The organism is Pseudomonas sp. NPDC087598 (genome assembly GCF_044743525.1).
Classification (GTDB): Bacteria; Pseudomonadota; Gammaproteobacteria; order Pseudomonadales; family Pseudomonadaceae; genus Aquipseudomonas.
This window is the reverse complement of sequence record NZ_JBIUWQ010000033.1, coordinates 1-16002: the sequence shown is the minus strand read 5'-3', so window position 1 is coordinate 16002 and position 16002 is coordinate 1. Positions and strand designations below refer to the sequence as shown.

The 16002-nt window shown below is 60.5% G+C and carries 14 protein-coding genes; 9 read left to right on the top strand and 5 right to left on the bottom strand.

Translation table 11 applies throughout. The features are described from left to right. Positions 1 to 97 precede the first annotated feature (97 nt). Together ACIOWE_RS18080 and ACIOWE_RS18075 are read right to left on the bottom strand one after the other, a co-directional pair. On the bottom strand, positions 98 to 817 hold the full coding sequence (locus ACIOWE_RS18080; RefSeq protein ID WP_103305757.1) for a FadR/GntR family transcriptional regulator: 720 nt from the start codon (positions 815 to 817) through the stop codon (positions 98 to 100). 223 nt (positions 818 to 1040) lie between these two features. Next, positions 1041 to 2777 carry an IlvD/Edd family dehydratase gene (locus ACIOWE_RS18075; protein ID WP_166217541.1) on the bottom strand — a complete coding sequence of 579 codons (1737 nt, stop codon included), beginning with the start codon at positions 2775 to 2777 and terminating at the stop codon, positions 1041 to 1043. A gap of 193 nt (positions 2778 to 2970) precedes the next feature. Between ACIOWE_RS18075 and ACIOWE_RS18070 the strand changes: the two genes are divergently transcribed. The 8 genes from ACIOWE_RS18070 (at position 2971) to ACIOWE_RS18035 (ending at position 9737) form a co-directional block, all read left to right on the top strand. Further along, on the top strand, positions 2971 to 4293 hold the full coding sequence (locus ACIOWE_RS18070; RefSeq protein ID WP_401394034.1) for an MFS transporter: 1323 nt from the start codon (positions 2971 to 2973) through the stop codon (positions 4291 to 4293). Positions 4294 to 4446: 153 nt separating this feature from the next. Then, positions 4447 to 5439, top strand: a complete 993-nt coding sequence (araD1, locus tag ACIOWE_RS18065) for an AraD1 family protein (RefSeq protein WP_401394031.1) — start codon at positions 4447 to 4449, stop codon at positions 5437 to 5439. Positions 5440 to 5448: 9 nt separating this feature from the next. Then, a complete protein-coding gene (locus ACIOWE_RS18060) occupies positions 5449 to 7029 on the top strand; it encodes an aldehyde dehydrogenase (NADP(+)) (RefSeq protein WP_401394028.1) in 1581 nt (526 codons plus the stop codon). Between the two features lie 179 nt (positions 7030 to 7208). After that, positions 7209 to 7520 carry a DUF5629 family protein gene (locus tag ACIOWE_RS18055; protein WP_401394025.1) on the top strand — a complete coding sequence of 104 codons (312 nt, stop codon included), beginning with the start codon at positions 7209 to 7211 and terminating at the stop codon, positions 7518 to 7520. Beyond that, complete coding sequence (locus ACIOWE_RS18050) at positions 7507 to 8682, top strand: lactonase family protein (protein WP_401394022.1); 1176 nt, start codon at positions 7507 to 7509, stop codon at positions 8680 to 8682. The genes ACIOWE_RS18055 and ACIOWE_RS18050 overlap by 14 nt, the downstream gene beginning before the upstream one ends. A gap of 156 nt (positions 8683 to 8838) precedes the next feature. Next, positions 8839 to 9018, top strand: coding sequence for a hypothetical protein (locus ACIOWE_RS18045; protein WP_115989595.1), 180 nt, complete (start codon positions 8839 to 8841; stop codon positions 9016 to 9018). 252 nt (positions 9019 to 9270) lie between these two features. Next, a complete protein-coding gene (locus ACIOWE_RS18040; protein WP_201237845.1) occupies positions 9271 to 9483 on the top strand; it encodes a hypothetical protein in 213 nt (70 codons plus the stop codon). Continuing rightward, positions 9480 to 9737, top strand: a complete 258-nt coding sequence (locus ACIOWE_RS18035) for a hypothetical protein (RefSeq protein ID WP_401394019.1) — start codon at positions 9480 to 9482, stop codon at positions 9735 to 9737. Before ACIOWE_RS18040 ends, ACIOWE_RS18035 begins: the two co-directional genes overlap by 4 nt. Positions 9738 to 9910: 173 nt before the next feature. Here ACIOWE_RS18035 and ACIOWE_RS18030 read toward each other — a convergent pair whose 3' ends face one another. The 3 genes from ACIOWE_RS18030 to ACIOWE_RS18020 are packed head-to-tail and all read right to left on the bottom strand — an operon-like array spanning position 9911 to position 15374. Beyond that, positions 9911 to 10495 carry a glutathione S-transferase gene (locus ACIOWE_RS18030; RefSeq protein ID WP_401394016.1) on the bottom strand — a complete coding sequence of 195 codons (585 nt, stop codon included), beginning with the start codon at positions 10493 to 10495 and terminating at the stop codon, positions 9911 to 9913. Beyond that, complete coding sequence (locus ACIOWE_RS18025) at positions 10492 to 14133, bottom strand: AAA family ATPase (RefSeq protein ID WP_401394014.1); 3642 nt, start codon at positions 14131 to 14133, stop codon at positions 10492 to 10494. Before ACIOWE_RS18025 ends, ACIOWE_RS18030 begins: the two co-directional genes overlap by 4 nt. Beyond that, on the bottom strand, positions 14130 to 15374 hold the full coding sequence (locus tag ACIOWE_RS18020) for an exonuclease SbcCD subunit D C-terminal domain-containing protein (protein ID WP_401394011.1): 1245 nt from the start codon (positions 15372 to 15374) through the stop codon (positions 14130 to 14132). The genes ACIOWE_RS18025 and ACIOWE_RS18020 overlap by 4 nt, the downstream gene beginning before the upstream one ends. A 356-nt stretch (positions 15375 to 15730) precedes the next feature. Here ACIOWE_RS18020 and ACIOWE_RS18015 point away from each other — a divergent pair. Further along, a partial coding sequence (locus ACIOWE_RS18015) for a hypothetical protein (RefSeq protein WP_401394008.1) occupies positions 15731 to 16002 on the top strand: 272 nt, incomplete at its 3' end.

Below are 16002 nucleotides of genomic sequence, written 5' to 3'. Positions count from 1 at the left end.
GCGCGGGCGCGGTTTTGCGGTGTTACAGACTGTGATTCTTTACCTGATATACCGCTATCGCGAGCAGGCTCACTCCTACATAGGGAATTGGGGGGTGTCAGGAGAGTTCTGTTCCGAGCACAACACTCAGCGCACTCCGCGCATCATCCAGCTGTACGAGTGTGGCGTGGCGGGCGCCCAGCGCATCACGGTTCTCGATAGCGGTGAGAATCGCCTTGTGTCGCGGCAATGCCAGCTCATGCAGATTCGGCCGCTGATTCGAATGCTTCAACGCCTCTGCAATCGCTACCGAGAGCATGTTGCACAGATTCGCCAGCAAATCATTGTGTGTGGCATCGGCAATGCGGCTATGAAAATCCAGATCCGGTTGCAGCAGGGCTTCCGGCGTCGGCGCTGCTTCCATGCGTTGGTAGGCTTCGCCGATCAGGGCAATGTCAGCCTCGGTCGCGTGCTGGGCGGCGAGGGCGGCAGCGGCCGGTTCGATGATGCTGCGCACGCTGGTCAGGACATTGAAGAACTCGTTCTGCGGGCTGCTTTGCATCAGCCAGTGCAGCACGTCCGGATCGAGCATGTGCCACTCGCGCCGAGCCTTGACCACCGTGCCGACACGCGGTTTCGAATACACCAGCCCCTTGGCCACCAGCACCCGCGTGGCCTCGCGCAGCACCGGTCGGCTGACCGCGTACTCCTCGCACAGCAAGGCTTCGGCGGGCAGTTTGTCATCGGGCAAAAAACGTCCGGAGACGATCTGCATGCCCAGTTCCTGGACGATGCGCGAGTGCATGCTTTTGCGGTCGGAAGGTTTGCGGTAATCCATGGGGAACGGCGCGATCCTGAGCGATGGAGATGCCGCGCATCATAGCAGGCACGACACAATCTTGAGGCAGATACACAAGCCAAATGTGGGAGCGAGCCTGCTCGCGAAAGCGGTGGGTCAGGCAACTGTATATTGACTGACACTCCCTCTTCGCGAGCAGGCTCGCTCCCACAGGGGAATGCATTCCAATGTAGGAGCTGTCGCAGGCTGCGATCTTTTGATCTTAATGGGAATGACGGGGGACTTCCGCGCCTCGGCAACCGACCAGGAAGTCAAAGTCACAGCCCTGATCCGCCTGCAGTACGTGGTCGATGTACAACTGACGATAGCCACCCACCAGCAACTGCTGCGGTGGTTGCAGATCGGCCATGCGCGCCGCCAGCTCGGCATCCGGAATGTCCAGATGCAAACGCCCACTGGCGCAATCCAGCTCGATCCAGTCGCCTTCCTTCACCGTCGCCAGAGGCCCGCCCGCCGCCGCCTCCGGCGCCACGTGCAAAACCACCGTGCCATACGCGGTGCCGCTCATCCGCGCATCGGAAATCCGTACCATGTCCGTCACACCCTGCGCCAACAGCTTGGCCGGCAGGCCCATGTTGCCGACTTCGGCCATGCCCGGATAACCCTTTGGCCCGCAGTTCTTCATCACCAGAATCGAATCCTTGTCGACATCCAGTTCCGGATCGTTGATGCGCGCTTTGTACATGTCGAAGTTCTCGAACACCACCGCACGGCCACGATGCTGCATCAATTCCGGAGTGGCGGCGGACGGCTTGAGCACCGCGCCGAGTGGCGCCAGATTGCCGCGCAGCACACAGATACCGCCGTCGGCGCGAATCGGGTTGTCGAGGGTGCGGATCACCTCGTCCTCGCCGTAGATCGGCGCATCCTTGGTGTTCTCGCCGAGCGTCTTGCCGTTGACGGTCAATGCATTCGGATTAGGGATCAGATTGGCTTCACCGAGACGACGCAGCACCGCCGGCAAACCACCGGCGTAGTAGAACTCTTCCATCAGGAAGCGCCCGGACGGCTGCAGGTCAACGATGGTCGGCATGCCGCGCCCGATGCGGGTCCAGTCGTCCAGATCCAGTTCGACGCCGATGCGTCCGGCGATGGCTTTCAAGTGAATCACGGCGTTGGTCGAACCGCCGATGGCAGCGTTGACCCGAATGGCGTTTTCAAAGGCTTCCTTGGTGAGGATTTTCGACAGTTTCAAATCTTCGCGAACCATCTCCACGGCACGCATGCCGGACATGTGCGCGAGCACATAACGCCGCGCATCCACCGCCGGAATCGCCGCGTTGTGGGGCAGGGAGGTGCCCAGTGCTTCGGCCATGCAGGCCATGGTCGACGCCGTGCCCATGGTGTTGCAGGTGCCCGCCGAACGCGACATGCCGCCCTCGGCTGCAAGGAAATCGTCGATGGTGATGGTGCCGGCCTTGACCTGTTCGCTGAGCTGCCAGACCACCGTGCCGGAGCCGATGTCCTTGCCTTTGTGCTTGCCGTTGAGCATCGGCCCGCCGGTGACGACGATGGCCGGCACGTCGCAACTGGCCGCGCCCATCAGCAGCGCCGGGGTGGTTTTGTCGCAACCGGTCAGCAGCACCACGCCGTCAATCGGGTTGCCACGAATCGCTTCCTCGACGTCCATGCTCGCCAGGTTACGGGTGAGCATGGCGGTCGGGCGCAGGTTCGATTCGCCATTGGAGAACACCGGGAATTCCACTGGAAAGCCACCGGCCTCGATCACCCCGCGTTTGACGTGCTCCGCGATCTGGCGGAAATGCGCGTTGCACGGGGTCAGTTCCGACCAGGTGTTGCAAATGCCGATGATCGGCTTGCCATGAAACTGGTGGTCGGCGATGCCCTGATTCTTCATCCAGCTGCGGTACATGAAGCCGTTCTTGTCGGCCGTGCCAAACCATTGGGCGGAGCGCAGGGTGGGTTTCTTATCAGACATAATCGATTCTCTTATTGTATGACTATAGTGTTCGAGCTACGGCCTAACATAAGCGCAAAATCGGAGCTTTGGAAGTGTTGTTGGGTAATTAGTATTACTATATAGTCGTTTTCGACGGAGGGATGGCCCTGACGGTTTTCCGTGAGAGGCGTCCCCCGAGGTTCTATAAAAACAACAATCGGAGACCGATCTCATGAGCCAGGAACTGCGGCTTGTCCGGCGCATCACGCTGAAACTGATTCCCTTCCTGATCCTGCTGTACCTGATCGCCTATGTGGATCGCTCCGCCGTCGGCTTCGCCAAGCTGCACATGGGCGCCGACATCGGTATCGGCGATGCCGCCTACGGGCTCGGTGCCGGGCTGTTTTTCATCGGCTACTTTCTCCTCGAAATCCCCAGCAACCTGATGCTCGAACGCTTCGGTGCGCGGCGCTGGTTTGCGCGGATCATGATCACCTGGGGCGCCATCACCATCGGCATGGCGTTCGTCCAGGGCCCGCACAGTTTCTACGTGATGCGCTTTCTGCTCGGCGCGGCGGAGGCGGGGTTCTTCCCCGGCGTTCTGTACTACATCACCCAATGGTTCCCGGTGCGCCATCGCGGCAAGATCCTCGGCCTGTTCATCCTCTCCCAACCTATCGCGATGATGATCACCGGCCCGGTGTCCGGCGGCTTGCTGGGCATGGACGGCATCCTTGGGCTGCATGGCTGGCAGTGGCTGTTCATCGTCATCGGCACCCCGGCGATCCTGCTGACCTGGCCGGTATTGCGCTGGTTGCCAGACGGTCCGCAACAAGTGAAATGGATGGATCAATCCGAGAAGGACTGGCTGACCGGCGAACTGAAAAAGGATTTGCAGGCATACGGTCAGACTCGCCACGGCAATCCGCTGCATGCGTTGAAAGACAAACGCGTGTTGCTGCTGGCGCTGTTTTATCTGCCGGTGACGTTGAGCATTTATGGTTTGGGGCTGTGGCTACCGACGCTGATCAAACAGTTTGGCGGCAGCGATCTGGTGACCGGGTTTGTCTCGTCGGTGCCGTACATCTTCGGGATCATCGGTTTGCTGATCGTGCCGCGTAGTTCTGACCGCATGAATGATCGCTACGGTCATTTGGCGGTGCTCTATGTGCTCGGTGCGATTGGCCTGTTCCTCAGTGCCTGGCTGTCGTTGCCGGTGGCGCAACTGGCGGCGCTGTGTCTGGTGGCGTTCGCGCTGTTTTCGTGCACGGCGGTGTTCTGGACCCTGCCGGGACGGTTCTTTGCCGGCGCGAGTGCGGCGGCGGGGATCGCGCTGATCAACTCGGTGGGGAATCTGGGTGGGTACATCGGGCCGTTCGTGATCGGTGCGTTGAAGGAGTACACCGGGAATCTGGCGTCCGGCCTGTATTTCCTGTCCGGGGTGATGGTGTTCGGCTTGATTCTTACAGGCATCGTCTACCGTGTGCTGGAACGCAAACACGTCCTGCCGGTTGACCAGTTCGCTGCCAGCGCACGCGGTGCCACCCGTACCTGATATCAAACGATCCATCACCGCAAACCCTGTGGGAGCTGGCTTGCCAGCGATAGCAATCTGTCAGTCACATCAATGCTGAATGTGCCGCCGCCATCGCTGGCAAGCCAGCTCCCACAGGGATCAGCGGTGTTTTCGAAGGAATAGGAGAAGAATATGCATCTGGTTCAATTCGAATTAAGTAACGGCGAACGCCGCGTCGGCGTGGTCGAGGACGGTCTGGTGCGCGAGGTGCAAGACGCCCGCACTACCCGCGATCTGGCCTTGGCCGCGATCGAGGCCGGCAGCACCCTCGAACAGCAAGTGCAAACACTTGGCCTCGGGATCAGCCACGACTATGCGCAGTTGCTCAAAGACCTGCGCATTCTGCCGCCGCTCGATCATCCGGACCCGGCGCACACGCTGGTCAGCGGCACCGGGCTGACGCATCTGGGCAGCGCCTCGGCCCGGGACAAAATGCATCAGCAGGCTGGCGACGAAGCGACAATGACCGACACCATGCGCATTTTCAAATGGGGCGTGGAGGGCGGCAAACCGGCGGCGGGGCAGGCCGGCGTGCAGCCGGAATGGTTCTACAAGGGCGACGGCAGCATCGTCGTGCGTCCGGGCCAACCGTTCCCGTTGCCAGCGTTTGCCGAAGACGCCGGCGAAGAGCCGGAGATGGCCGGCCTCTACGTCATCGGGCATGACGGCAAGCCGTATCGGCTGGGCTTCGCGGTCGGCAACGAGTTCTCCGACCACATCATGGAGCGCAAGAATTACTTGTACCTGGCCCACTCGAAATTGCGCAGTTGCAGTTATGGCCCGGAACTTCGCGTCGGCGAACTGCCTCAACATCTTGCAGGCAGCAGTCGCATTCTGCGCGATGGCGAAGTGCTGTGGCAGAACGAGTTCCTCAGTGGCGAGGCGAACATGTGCCACAGCCTCGCCAACCTCGAATACCACCACTTCAAATACAGCCAGTTCCTGCGCCCGGGCGACGTGCACATTCACTTCTTCGGCACCGCGACCCTGTCGTTCGCCGACGGCATCCGCACGCAACCGGGCGATGTATTCGAGATCAGCCAGGCCGAATTCGGCGCACCGCTGGTCAATGGCATCGTCCCGGTCGCAGCGACTTTTGAACCGGACAGCATCGGCACCCTTTAAGGAGATCCCATGACTCAGATTCTCGGTCACAACTACATTGGCGGGCAGCGCAGCGCCGCCGGTAACGTCAAGCTGCAAAGCGTCGACGCCACCACTGGCGAGCAATTGCCTCACGATTTCATTCAGGCCACCGAGCAGGAAGTCGACGCCGCCGCCAAAGCGGCCGCTGCCGCGTACCCGGCTTATCGCAGCCTCAGCGCTGAACGTCGCGCACAGTTTCTCGATGCGATCGCTGATGAACTGGACGCGCTCGGCGATGACTTCGTTGCTGTGGTCTGCCGCGAAACCGCGTTGCCGGCTGGTCGTATTCAAGGTGAGCGCGGGCGCACCAGCGGGCAGATGCGCCTGTTCGCCAAAGTGCTGCGTCGTGGTGATTTTTATGGGGCGCGGATCGATCTGCCGTTGCCGGATCGTCAACCAATGCCGCGTCCCGATCTGCGTCAGTACCGCATCGGCCTCGGCCCGGTGGCGGTGTTTGGCGCCAGCAACTTCCCGCTGGCATTTTCCACTGCTGGCGGTGACACCGCGTCGGCGCTGGCCGCCGGTTGCCCGGTGGTGTTCAAGGCGCACAGCGGCCATATGGCCACGGCTGAGCTGGTCGCCGACGCGATGATTCGCGCAGCGGAAAAGACCGCCATGCCGGCCGGCGTGTTCAACATGATCTATGGCGGCGGCGTCGGCGAATGGCTGGTCAAGCATCCGGCGATCCAGGCTGTCGGTTTCACCGGTTCGCTCAAGGGCGGTCGTGCCCTGTGCGACATGGCCGCTGCGCGTGCGCAACCGATCCCGGTGTTCGCCGAGATGTCGAGCATCAACCCGGTGATCATCCTGCCGCAGGCACTGGCGGCGCGTTCGGAAAGCGTTGCCCGCGACCTCACCGCGTCGGTGGTGCAGGGTTGCGGTCAGTTCTGTACCAATCCGGGCCTGGTCATCGGCATCCGCTCGCCACAGTTCAGCGCTTTCGTGCAGCAGTTAACCGGGCTGATCGGCGATCAACCGGCGCAAACCATGCTCAATGCCGGGACCCTCGGCAGCTATGGCAAAGGCTTGCAGAAGCTCTTGGCGCATACAGGCATTGAGCATCTGGCGGGCAATCCGCAGCAGGGCAATCAGGCGCAACCGCAGTTGTTCAAGGCCGATGCAAGCCTGTTGATCGATGGCGATGAAGTGTTGCAGGAAGAAGTGTTTGGCCCGACCACGGTGATTGTCGAAGTCGCGGACAAGGCGCAGCTCAGCGCCGCACTGCATGGCCTGCACGGGCAACTGACGGCGACGATCATTGGCGAGCAGGCGGACTTCGAACGCTTTCCTGAACTGACGCCGCTGCTGGAACAGAAGGTCGGGCGGATCCTGCTCAACGGCTATCCGACTGGCGTCGAAGTGTGCGATTCGATGGTGCACGGCGGGCCGTATCCGGCGACGTCCGATGCCCGTGGCACCTCCGTCGGTACGCTCGCCATCGATCGCTTCCTGCGTCCGGTGTGCTTCCAGAATTACCCGGACAGCATGCTGCCGGAGCCGTTGAAAAACGCCAACCCGCTGCGCATCCAGCGTCTGGTGGACGGCAAACCCTCACGCGATGCGTTGTAACTGACAGCCGATATCTCCTGTGGGAGCGAGCCTGCTCGCGAATGCATTCTTCCAGTCAGTCTTTCATGGCCTGACACAGCGCATTCGCGAGCAGGCTCGCTCCCACAGGGGTTCCAGCAAGGCCTCTGGATCACATTGAGCTATCATTGGCCCTTTCCCCCCTAGAAAGACTGTTTGCCATGACAACCCAAACCCTTCTCGACGCCCTCGAACACTGCGGTATGGTCGAAATCGATGGCCTGCACGCCTTCGAATTCGCCCTCGACGAAGACGACAACCTGCACATCGAGTGCATCGATGGCCGAGCGGCCAAGCATTGGGAATTCACACCGGCTCAGGTTTCAGCAGCAACGTTCGACGAAGACTTGCAGAGCTGGTTGATCATCGGGTTTGCCAGCGACACCAAAACCGTTGGCGAGCACCGCCTGGTCTGCCTCGGCGATGTAGTCAGCAGCAGCGACGACGAGGATGACACTGATGAAAATGCGTAAATTCTGGCCGCTGCTGATGGCCGGCAGCGTTGGCGCAATGGGCCTATCCACTGCATCCGCAGAAAACTTCCAGCTGCTGGTCGGCTCCTACACCGCAGGCACCAGCCAGGGCATCTATCGAATGAACTTCGACAGCGCCACCGGCCAGATCGCGGCCAAGCCGCTGCAAGAGGTCAAGAGTGAAAACCCGTCGTGGCTGACGCTCTCCAAAGACCAGAAACGTCTGTTCGTGATCAATGAAAACGGCCCCGGTCAGAAAGACCCGGTCGGTCGCGTCAGCAGTTACTCAATCGATCCGAAAACCCACGCGCTGAGCCTGATCAATCAAGTGCAAAGCCTGGGCAACGAGCCGACCCATTCGAGCCTCAGCGCTGACGCCAGCCACCTGTTCGTCAGCAACTATTCGGTGATGGAAGATCCGGGTGGAACCCTGGCGGTGTTGCCGGTCGGTGCCGACGGCAAGCTCAAACCCGTTGTGCAGATGAGCGCGCACCCGGCGAGCCGGGTTAATCCCGAGCGTCAGGCCTCGAACCACGTGCACTCGACGGTTTCCTCGCCGGACGGCCACTACGTGTTCTCCAATGACCTGGGGGCTGACAAGGTCTTCATCTACAAATTCGACCCGAAAGCCAACCCGGACTTGCCGCTGACACCCGCGAAAACCGCTTCCGTGGCAATGCCTGCCGGCAGCGGTCCGCGTCATCTGCTGTTCAGCGCTGACGGCAAGCATGCCTGGCTGACCATGGAAATGAGCGCGCAGGTCGCAGTGTTCGACTACAACGACGGCGTGCTGACCCAGACGCAACTGGTCGATCTGGCCGCTGGCCAGCCGACCTCGGACAAGGCTGGAGCCGCGCTGCATGCGTCGGCGGACGGCAAATTCCTCTACGTCAGCAACCGTGGCACCGCTAATCAACTGGTGGTGTTCAGCATCGATCCGGCGACCGCTCAGCTCAAAGAGCTGCAAAAGCGTTCGGTGGAAGGTGATCACCCGCGTGAGTTCAGCCTCGATCCAAGTGGCAAATTCCTGCTGATTGCCAACCAGAAGAGCAACGAAATTGTCGTCGTCGAACGCGATGGCAAGACCGGTCTGCTCGGCAAAACCGTGCAGAAACTGCCGATGGACGCCCCGAGCGACCTCAAGTTTCTAGTGCGACAATAAGCCACAGGCCCCGGTTTATGGGGCCTGTCGCTTTGTATTAATCGCGCTGATATCCGGTAATGCTACAAAGCATTTCAAGCGATCAACCCTCGAGCGTTAAGTTTGCTCCACGGCCCAACCGGGCAAGCAAGCCAACCGAACTCGAGGGTTACCGCCATGAACTTCAATCTCTTCTCCGTTATCGCCGCTTCCGCCATCTCCGCCACCGTTGCGCTGCCAGCCAGTGCCAACGTTGAAATCGCCGGCAAAAAATCCCACACCCAGAGCTACACCCAGAAATACCTGCAACAGAGCGCCAACTTCTACGCCGCCCTGGATCACAAAGCCCAACACTGAAATTCCCGCCTCGCGCGACTCCCTGTAGGAGCTGCCGAAGGCTGCGATCTTTTGATCTTCAACGTCAAAAGATCGCAGCCTTCGGCAGCTCCTGCACGTGTGTTTTTCGCAGCACGATAGGTTTCTTCAAACCCGCAAATAGACTGGCTAAATAATCAACGAAGCTGATGGTTACTATGGGAAACGCTGAGTGGTTGATGCGGTTTTTTTGATTGATCCTGTGGGCACTGAAACATGCCTACGGAGAACACCATGGCCAGCGCAATCATCTCTTCTGCCAAATTCGGCGCCTACCTGGCCATCGGTCTTTACCTGGCTCTGGTGCTGGTCGTCAGCATCGCCTCGCAGATGGAACACACCTTCGAAGCACCGATTCAAGTCGCCCACCCCGGCGTCCAGTTCGAACTGCGCTCGCAAAGCGTGATGGTCGATCGGGCTGAACTCGCAGGAGTCGGCGGAGCATGAAAGGCTACAGACTCTGGGTTATTGCGGTACTTGCGTTCATGACCAATGGCGCTTCGCTGCTGGGGATAGGACAGGGCTCGGTGGGTGGTCTGGCCCGGGCCATAGAGGCCAATCACACCATCGCGCACAACATCGAACGGGCGAATACATTGGGGCTAATGGCGGGTAATCCACCGGCGAAGGTCTCGGCCGATTTTCTCGGGCCGTTTGAAGTGGATTGCATGGCACTGGGCATGTGCGACGCGCTGGCGTAGACAACGCGATCCATTGTGGCGAGGGAGCTTGCTCCCGCTGGGTTGCGAAGCAGCCCCAAATCCAGCAAACACAGTATTGCTGATATACCGAATCCAATGGTTTTGCGACTGCTGCGCAGCCGAGCGGGAGCAAGCTCCCTCGCCACAGGTGCTGTGTCAGGCCGGGTTCAGTGTTATTTCTTCATGATTGAAGTGAAGAGCTCGGATTCGAGGAAGCGCTGCAACCACGTCTGCAACCGCACATAAGGCGTCTGCGCAAACCACTCGCGATCAACATGGGCGAACTGGCGGACGAAGGGCAGCAAGGCGATATCCGCCAGGCTCGGATGATCAGCCAGCAAGTAATCGCGATCCTTCAGCAGTTCTTCCAGTCTCTGCAAATACACCGCACCCTCGGCCCGATAAACCTCCATCGGTTGTTCCGGATAACGCTCGGCATATTTATAGCGATTCAACTGTACCTTGAACCCCTGATCATTCGCGTCGATCAACTCGGCAATCCGTGAGTCACCGCCAAGCAACCAATCCTGCGGATCATTCTGCGCCAGCGCCCAGCGCATGATCTCCAGGCTCTCATCAATCACCCGTCCACCCGCATCCAGCACCGGCACCGTGCCTTTCGGTGAGATCTTCAGCATCTCGGCCGGCTTGGCCTTCAGGCTGACTTCGACAATGTTCACCGGCACGCCCGAATAGCGCAGCGCCATCCGCGCACGCATCGCGTACGGGCAGCGGCGGAAGGAATACAGCGTGTTCATTTCACCTCCAATGTGCTCAAACCATTGCCCTGACGCTGCACCTGAATCTGCACCGGAATCCGCTCGTGCATTTCCTGTACGTGGGAAATCACCGCGACTTTGCGGCCCTGCGCCTGCAAGCCATCGAGGGCGTCCATCGCCAGTTGCAACGACTCCGGATCGAGGCTGCCGAAGCCTTCGTCGATGAACAGCGATTCGATCTTCAGCGTGCTCGACGCCATCGATGCCAGCCCCAGCGCCAACGCCAGCGACACCAGGAAGGTTTCACCGCCGGACAGCGAATGCACCGAGCGCAGTTCGTCGCCCATTTCCGTGTCCATCACCAACAGGCCCAACATGCTGCCGCCGCGTTTCAGGCGATAGCGCTTGACCAGTTGGCGCAGTTGTACGTTGGCGTGGTGCACCAGCAAATCGAGGTTATACGCCTGGGCGATCTTGCGGAACGTGTCGCCAGTCGCCGAGCCGATCAACGCGCTCAGGCGTGCCCAGCGCTGGTACTCGGCATAGGCGTCGGCGATCTGCTGCGCCAATGCCTGATTGGCGTTTTGTCGGCGCTGGTCTTCAGCCTGTTCGGCGCGCAATTCGGCGCATTGCTGTTCACTGAGGTTGAACTGGTGTTGCAGGTCGGCGAGGGCACTGGCCAGTTGTTCGGCGTCGAGATTGCCGTTGTGCTGGGCCTGATGGTCGAGCAAGCGCTGGTCGCGTTCCTGCAACAAGACATTGGCCTGCTCGATGGCTTTTTCATTGAGCTGCAAGCGCTGGCGCAGTTCAGCAACTTGCCCATCGTCAACGCGCAACAGGTCTTCGAGGCCGCCGTCGTCCAGTTCCGGATGACGGGCGCGCCAGTCGGCAATCTTGCCGGCCAGATCCCGGTCTTCACTGTCCAGCGCCTGCAAGCGTTCCTGCTGCGCCTTGAGTTCAGCGGCGATCTGCACACGTTGCGTGCGCACGTTTTGCAGTTCCTGAGCGGTAGCGGTTTCGGCGTTGCGAGCCTGCTCCACGGCATGCTCCAGTTGCTCCTGCCAGTGCTCGGCGCTGCGGTGTTCACCGAGCAGTTGCGCGAGCTGTTCCTGACAGGCCCGCTGTTGCTCGGCCAGCGCATTGAACTGCTGTTCGGCGGCTTGCGACTGTTGCACGCGGCTCTGCTGACGATCCTGTTCTTTCTCCAGCACTTGTTGACGCTGTTGCTGTTCGGCCAGCTCTTCCTTTTGCTGATCGACTTGCTCAAGGCGCTCGGCGATCTGTCGATCCAGTTGCATGAACGTCGCCGCGGGCTCGACACGCAAGGCCTCAAGTGTGTCCGCCGGCAGCAGACTGGCGAACGCGGTGAGTTCTTCATCAAGCCGCTGCCGGTCGTTGTTCAACTCGCGCTGCTGGTTGCTCAAATGCTGCGCGGCTTGCTGATGCGCGGTTTCGGCCTGACGCAGTTGCTGGGTCAGGCGCGCGGCATCTTGTTGCAGTGTCAGCAGGGCGTTCTGGCGTTGTTCATCCTGAGTAATGCTCAGGTTCAGTTGATCGTTTTGCCGGGTCAGCCAGGCATCGCGTTTGTCCGCGTCGTGATTGAACAATTGCGCGCTCAGCGGATGCGCGTCGAGGCTCGGCGCCAGCGCTTGCTGCTGGGTAGCCAGCTGTTCCTGCTGTTGCAGCAGTTCTTTCTGCTGAGCAATAACGCCACCGACTTCGGCGCGCAACTCGATAAGCTTTTCCTTGAGCTGATCGACCACTCGCTGCGCGTTGGCCTGCTCGCTTTCATCGTGTTTGCCGAGGCTTTGCAACAGCGCCTCGGGCTGGTGGTACGGATGTTCGTTGCTGCCGCAGACCGGGCACGGCTGGTCGTCCTGCAACTGCGCGCGCAGTTCCTCGACACTGGCACTGCGCGCCAGACGCTGACGCTCAAGCAGTTCGCGGGTGACGTTAAGGGTTTGCTCGGCGACGGTCAGTTCAGCCTTGGTTTTAACGCCGTCCTGAGTCAGCCGCTCGCGTTCCTGCTGAGCGCTGAGCTGACGCTCTTGCAGCTCGGTGCCGCGTTTGTCCAGATCCTGTTGGCTGGCCCACAGGCGCGAAAGGTCTTCGATGGCACGCAACTGTTTGCGGTTGTCCTGCAACAGATTGCCGAGGATGCCGATCTGCTCGGCCACGGCATCCGGCTCGGCACCAGCCTCTTTGAACAACACTTCCAGTTGCTGCTTTTGTGTCGCAAATGTATCGGCGCTGCGAGTGGCATTTTCTTCAAGCGAGGCCAGCTCGGCTTGGCCTTTGTTCAGGCGATTGCCAATCAGCATTAGTTGTTGCAGGCGATCGCGGTAGGCATTCCACGCATCGCTCAACGGTGCCAGATGAGCGCTTTGCTCAAGTCCGGCGGCGATCTGTTGCAGGCGTTCGGCGACCTGGGTCTGCTTGTCCAGCAAGGCTTGAATCGTCTGCTGACCTTCATTGCAGGACTGTTCTGCTTTCTGCTTCGCTTCAGCGCTGAGGGCGGTGTCCTTGGCCAGGCGGGTGAGGGTACTTTGCTCTTCAAAGGCCTGACGCAACAGCGGCGCGCTTGCGTTGTGCTGTTGCTGGGCGCCGCTCAGGGCGACTTTCGCGGCGTCGAGGTTTTGCTCCAGAAGCGTCTGGCGCTCGGTCAGCTCGGCGTGTTGCTGTGTGTGCGCGGCAATCTGTGCGGCCAGCGGCGTCAACAGTGTATCGAGCTCGGTTTTGCGGGCGAACTGATGCCGTTGCGGGCCGAGCTGCTCCAGACGCGTGAATTTTACCCGCTCGCCGGCCAGACTTTCCCACTGCTGCCGGGCGCTGTGCAACTGCTCGGCTGCCGCTTGCTGTGCGTCCTGCAACTGGCGCAAATCCTTGAGCCAACTGTGCTGTTGTTCAAGCTGCTTGAGCTGCGCCTGCTGCAATTTCATCTGTTGCTGCGCAGCGTTGAAACGCTCATCGAGTTCAGCGCGGGCTTCGGGTGCCAACGGGGTAACGCCGGTGGCCTGATCCTGCAACAGCTTGTGCGCCTCGCGGGCCTCTTTGGTCTTGTCGAAAGCGCGGCGACCGAGACGGGTGTACAACGCGGTGTCGGTGAGTTTTTCCAGCAACTCGCTACGGTCGTTGTCGTCCGCTTTCAGGAACGCACTGAACTCACTCTGCGCCAGCAACACGGCGCGGGTGAACTGCTCGAAGTTCAAGCCCAGCGCGGCTTCCAGTTGCGTCTTGTATTCGCCTTTCTGGCTGGCGAGCAGTTGATCCTGATCGATATCGCGCAGGCTCTGCCGACTGACCTGCAACTTGCCGCCAGCCTTTTCCCGAGCGCGATTGGCTTCCCAGCGCGCACGATAGCGCCGGCCGTCGACGCCGACGAAATCGACTTCGGCATAGCCTTCGCCAGTGCCACGTCGCAGCAAGGTACGCGGGTCGCCCGTGGCGATTTCGCCGTCGGCATCCGGGACTTTGGCGTCACGACCAGTGTTGTTCAATCGCGGCACGGCGCCGAACAACGCCAGGCACAAGGCGTCGAGCAGGGTGCTTTTACCGGCACCGGTCGGCCCGGTGATCGCGAACAGGCCAGCGCTGGCGAGCGGCTCGGCGGTGAAGTCGATCTCGAACGGACCCGCCAGCGAAGCGAGGTTCTTCAAGCGAATGGCGAGAATCTTCATGGCTGCTCGCCCTCCATTTGCACGTCTTGCAGCAGTTCGGCGAAGTCCTTGAGGGTCTGTTCATCGACCTCGTTGCCGTAGTTGTCGAGCCAGGCACGGCTGAACAATTCCTGCGGGGTGAGTTGGTCCAGTTCGATCAATACGGTGCCGTCCTCCACGCCGTCAGCGCCGCGATTACCGGCGTATTCGGCAGCGATGCGCACCAGTCGCACGGCTTTGCCTTGCAGGGCAGTTTCCACTTGGTGGCGCAGATCCGGTTGCGGTTCGTCGAGGCGCACACGCACTTCCAGCCATGGCTGGCGCTGGGTTTCGGCGAGCAGATCGATGTTCGGCAGGTCCGCCAGTTGCAGCAAAATCTCGGCCAGCGGTGCCGGGCCGATGCGTTGCAGGTTGACCGAGCGCGGGATCAGTTTCGGCTCGACGCTGACCAGGGTTTCACCCTCTAGCACGACGTCGAGAATCTGATGCTGATAGCTGATTTCCGAGAACGACAACGGAATCGGCGAACCGCTGTAGCGGATGCGTTCTTCACCGTTGACCTTCTGCGGCTTGTGCAAATGTCCGAGGGCGACGTAGCTGATGCTCGGCCCGAACAGACTGGCGGGCAGCGCTTCGGCGTTGCCGATGATCAGGCTGCGCTCGGAGTCCTCCGAGACCGAACCTCCGGCCATGTGCGCGTGGCTGATAGCGATCAGCGCCTGACCTGGCTTGCGCTTGGCATTCGCCGCTTCGATCAGCCATTCATGCACTTGACCGATGCCGCGCAAATAGTTGTCACCCAAATGCGCACCTGTCACTTCCGCCGGGCGCAGGAACGGCAGCGCCAGGCACCACGCAGCGATTTCCCCTGACGCGTCCGGCAATGGCAGCAGCAGACGTTCGGAGTCGAGTTGGCCGTCATCCAACCACAACACTCGACCCAGCGCATGGGTGCGCAAACGCCGCATCAACGGCGCAGGCAGTTCGATCCGCGAGCCGGAATCGTGGTTGCCGGCGATCATCACGATGGTCAGCAACGGTTGCTGCTCGTGGGCGCTGACGATGAAGTCGTAGAGGCGTTCCTGAGCTTTGACCGGTGGATTGACCGTGTCGAAGATGTCCCCGGCAATCAGCAGCACATCCGGCTGCGCCAGTTGCAGTTGGCGCAGCAGCCATTCGAGGAAGCACGCATGCTCGAAATCGCGCTCCTGGCCGTGCAGGTTTTGCCCAAGGTGCCAGTCGGAGGTGTGAAACAGACGCAAGGCGGACTCCGCAACATTTAAAGAGGTGATGGCCGCGTGGAAATGAAGGGCGGCGAAAGAGGGGAGAGTTTACAGATTATTGCTGCGGCAGGGCTGGTTGTGGATCCGCGAGGGCTGCTGACGAATGGCTGAATTACACCCTGGCCATTCGTCGGCAATGCATGGGCGGCGCATCCATTAATTGACGCCAAAATAGTGGCCATCTAATATCGCGCCGCTTATTTGATATCAGTGCGCCACTATCTTCCTCGTAACGACTATTTCTTCTGATCGGCGCCAGAGCGTGTGCCTGTCGGCGGGAGTGCCGCGCCTCTCTTCAATTCCGATTCCCTGCTCGCTGTAAAGAGATTTTAAACATGGACGTTCGGCAATACGCCTTCCTCGCTCGCCAGTCTTCTGCTGCCGTGAAAACCCGTGAATCGTTCCTGGGCATGCCCAAGCGCGGGCTGGCGTTTCTCTTGGCGAACGTCATGTTTTGGCAACCGATGTGGGCGCAGGCCGACGGCATCGTGGTTGCCAACCCGAACACCTCGCTGGATCGCGCCGGCAATGGCGTGCCGATCATCAACATCGCCACGCCCAATGCCAGCGGGCTGTCGCACAACCAGTTCCATGATTACAACGTCGG

Excerpts from the sequence above, each read along its gene's own strand:
- ACIOWE_RS18080 (WP_103305757.1), bottom strand. The coding sequence starts at position 817 with ATGGATTACCGCAAACCTTCCGACCGCAAAAGCATGCACTCGCGCATC.
- ACIOWE_RS18075 (WP_166217541.1), bottom strand. The coding sequence starts at position 2,777 with ATGTCTGATAAGAAACCCACCCTGCGCTCCGCCCAATGGTTTGGCACG.
- ACIOWE_RS18070 (WP_401394034.1), top strand. The coding sequence starts at position 2,971 with ATGAGCCAGGAACTGCGGCTTGTCCGGCGCATCACGCTGAAACTGATT.
- araD1 (WP_401394031.1), top strand. The coding sequence starts at position 4,447 with ATGCATCTGGTTCAATTCGAATTAAGTAACGGCGAACGCCGCGTCGGC.
- ACIOWE_RS18060 (WP_401394028.1), top strand. The coding sequence starts at position 5,449 with ATGACTCAGATTCTCGGTCACAACTACATTGGCGGGCAGCGCAGCGCC.
- ACIOWE_RS18055 (WP_401394025.1), top strand. The coding sequence starts at position 7,209 with ATGACAACCCAAACCCTTCTCGACGCCCTCGAACACTGCGGTATGGTC.
- ACIOWE_RS18050 (WP_401394022.1), top strand. The coding sequence starts at position 7,507 with ATGAAAATGCGTAAATTCTGGCCGCTGCTGATGGCCGGCAGCGTTGGC.
- ACIOWE_RS18045 (WP_115989595.1), top strand. The coding sequence starts at position 8,839 with ATGAACTTCAATCTCTTCTCCGTTATCGCCGCTTCCGCCATCTCCGCC.
- ACIOWE_RS18040 (WP_201237845.1), top strand. The coding sequence starts at position 9,271 with ATGGCCAGCGCAATCATCTCTTCTGCCAAATTCGGCGCCTACCTGGCC.
- ACIOWE_RS18035 (WP_401394019.1), top strand. The coding sequence starts at position 9,480 with ATGAAAGGCTACAGACTCTGGGTTATTGCGGTACTTGCGTTCATGACC.
- ACIOWE_RS18030 (WP_401394016.1), bottom strand. The coding sequence starts at position 10,495 with ATGAACACGCTGTATTCCTTCCGCCGCTGCCCGTACGCGATGCGTGCG.
- ACIOWE_RS18025 (WP_401394014.1), bottom strand. The coding sequence starts at position 14,133 with ATGAAGATTCTCGCCATTCGCTTGAAGAACCTCGCTTCGCTGGCGGGT.